We start from the raw sequence: 2,970 nt of genomic DNA on the forward strand, positions 1-2,970 counted from the left end.
ATGTTGCCAGTGGTAGCGCGGTGATATCCGATGGATTGGCCTGTTTCAGGGCGGTGAAGGAGGCCAATTGTGAGCACCTGGGTGTTGTCACCGGGGGCAACCTTGACTTGCTGGATCATCCGGCATTCAACTGGGTAAACACGATGATAGGGAATGTGAAGAACTCGCTGCGGGGCAGTTGCCATACGCTCGGAGCGAAGCATTTACCGAGACATCTTGCTGAATACTGCTTCCGGTTTAATCATCGTTTTGACCTCAAAAGCATGTTGGTTGAATTGGGGCATGCAGTCGTGGCAAGCCCTCCGATGCCATATCGGCTCTTGAAGCTGGCTGAGGGTCATGGGTAATCAGGAATACCTTTGAAATGTACCCCTGTCTCTATCTAACCAAGGAAGAGACGGAGCGCTTTGACGGGGATTTTCAGGGCTGCCTGGAGTCCTTCTTGCGCGGTGAAAACCATAGGGTGGAGGGAATCGCCCTGGCCAGCAGCTGTCTGCTGATGAACCGCGAGTGGTTTTTGCAGCTGGGGGGCTTTGATGAGCAGTTTGTCGGCCATGGCGGCGAAGATCTCGAACTGATAGACCGCCTTACCCGCCACTATCCCATCGGGCCAAGGCCGGATGACTATGCCCTCAATATCAAGGCCCAGCATCCGGGGGATTATCAGGGCTTTCGGCGCTATTTCAGCTATTATGCGCTGCCCCATCTGTTTGCCGGCCGGTTTCTGGTGCACCAGTGGCATCCGCGCCCCCTGACCCACCCATACCATAAGCGGCGGGCAGGCAATGATCAGCTGCTCGAGCAGATGCTGGCACGCAGCGAGGCAGAGCGGGGCCCGCTTAAGGGGCCCGTGGTGCCCTGCAACGACCTTGGTGGAGAGCTGCCCGATTTTCGGGAATGGATGATCCGCTTGCAGGAGGAGGCTGGCTACCCGGTGCAGGAGTATCCGGGCCTGCTTCGCTGGCAGGATGGCATCAAACCCAAGCGCCCTTTGTGGCGCAAGCTGCGCAAGCTCTACCTCAACCCTCGGGCTTTTTTCAGAGACATGTTCAACCCCAGGTCTCGCTGAACTTTTTTATCTGAGCAATTTGCATGACTCTATGGACACAATCCGGCGGCATTATGGCTCGCAGCGCCCAGATCGGTGCCTGCCTGGACCTGCCCCTGGCTCGCTTCACATCCCCTGATGACCCACAACCGGGTGATGTGCTGATCGGCTGGGGCCAGAAGGCCAATACCCGTCAGATCAAGCAGCAGGCACAGGCACTGGGCCTGCCCTACTGGCAACTGGAAGACGGCTTTATCGGCTATATCGGCCACCCTGCCAAGGGGGGGATGGCGGTGTCGCTGATCGCCGATCCGGTCGGCATCTATTACGATGCCCGCCAACCCAGCCGGCTCGAACAGCTGATCGCCACCCCTTGCGATGCCGGCACGCTGGCGCGGGCCGAGCGACTGATAGGCGAACTGGTACGCCTTGGGGTGACCAAGTACAACTGTTATGCCAGTCGCCCTGATACCGCCTCGGCCGCCGGGCCCCGCAGCCCGGTTGCCGAAGTGAAAGGGCTACCGGCGGCACTGGCTCAACGCCTGCTGCAAGACGCCAGGCCCAGAGTCTTGCTGGTCGATCAGGTGGCCGGCGATCTCTCCATCCCCGGCGCGCTCGCCAGCGAAGCCGATTTTGTTGCCATGGTGGAAGCGGCGCGTCGCAACCCCCCCCATGCCCGTCTGCTGCTGCGCACTCACCCGGATACCCGCTTTGGCAAGAAGAGCGGCGTGCTGGCCAGGCTGAAGCTGAGCGATGTGGAGATAGTGGCCGACCATTGTCATCCCCACGCGCTGCTGAGCCTGGTGGATGCCGTCTATACCGTCTCATCCCAGCTCGGCTTTGAGGGGCTGTTGCTGGGCAAGCCGGTCTACTGCTTCGGCATGCCGTTTTATGCCGGCTGGGGGCTGACCCACGACAGCAAGCAGTGTGAGCGCCGCAACCTGCCGGTGTCGCTGGCCCAGTTGGTGGCGGCGGCCTTGATCCACTATCCGCGCTACCTTGACCCCGTGCTCGGCCAGCGCTGCGAAGTGGAAGAGGTGATCGCCATCATCGCCCGCCAGCAAAAGCCCGCTCCCCGTTGGCGCAGGCTCTATCTGGTCGGTTTTTCGCTGTGGAAGCGCGCCTTTATGCAGGCGTTTTGTCATCACCTGGCCGAGGAGCTTCGTTTTGTTCGCAAGCCTCCCAAGCGGCTGACCGGCGATGAGCAGGTGTTGGTCTGGGGCAGCCGGCATCCCGATCTCACCTCGGCCATTCGGGTGGAAGATGGTTTTATCCGCTCTCGCGGGCTGGGCTCCAACCTGTGTCGTCCCTCTTCCCTCTCCATCGATCCGGTGGGGATCTATTTTGACTGCCGCACCCCAAGCGGGCTCGAGCAGCTGCTCAATTACCAGCAACTGACCGAGCAGGAGGTCATGCGAGGCCAGGCTCTGCTTGAGCTGCTCAAGCGACACGGCGTCAGCAAATACAATGTGGGCACAGTGCAGTCGTTCACACCGCCGGCGGATGGCCGCACGCGGGTGCTGGTGGTGGGCCAGGTCGACGGGGATGCCTCCATCCTGACCGGCAGTCCAATCATTCGCAGCAACGAGCAGTTGCTGTGGGCCGTGCGGGCTGCCAAACCCGAGGCTCATATCATCTACAAGCCGCATCCGGATGTGGTGGCAGGCAACCGGGCCGGTGCCATCTCGGCTGCCTGCCTGGCGGAGTGCGTCGACAGCCAGGTACTCGATATCGGCCTCACCAGCCTCTATCCCCATGTGGACGAGCTGCATACCATGACCTCGCTGAGCGGATTCGAGGCGCTGGTGCAGGGGGTCAAGGTCACGACCTGGGGTCAACCCTTCTACAGTGGCTGGGGCCTGACCACGGATGCCCACCCTCCTGCTCGTCGGCAACGAACCCTGCCTTTGGCCGCTCTAGGC

General features: G+C 61.2%; 3 protein-coding genes. All 3 read left to right on the plus strand.

Features of this window, described 5'->3' with window-relative positions:
- On the plus strand, nucleotides 1–347 hold a 347-nt coding region (locus CAK78_RS10550), incomplete at its 5' end, for a transposase (protein WP_141214171.1).
- 17 nt (nucleotides 348–364) lie between these two features.
- Nucleotides 365–1,069 carry a galactosyltransferase-related protein gene (locus CAK78_RS10555; RefSeq protein ID WP_017765961.1) on the plus strand — a complete coding sequence of 235 codons (705 nt, stop codon included), beginning with the start codon at nucleotides 365–367 and terminating at the stop codon, nucleotides 1,067–1,069.
- Nucleotides 1,070–1,092: 23 nt separating this feature from the next.
- A partial coding sequence (locus tag CAK78_RS10560; RefSeq protein ID WP_441296587.1) for a capsular polysaccharide biosynthesis protein occupies nucleotides 1,093–2,970 on the plus strand: 1,878 nt, incomplete at its 3' end.

The organism is Aeromonas sp. A35_P (assembly GCF_002259925.1).
Lineage (GTDB): Bacteria > Pseudomonadota > Gammaproteobacteria > Enterobacterales > Aeromonadaceae > Aeromonas > Aeromonas dhakensis.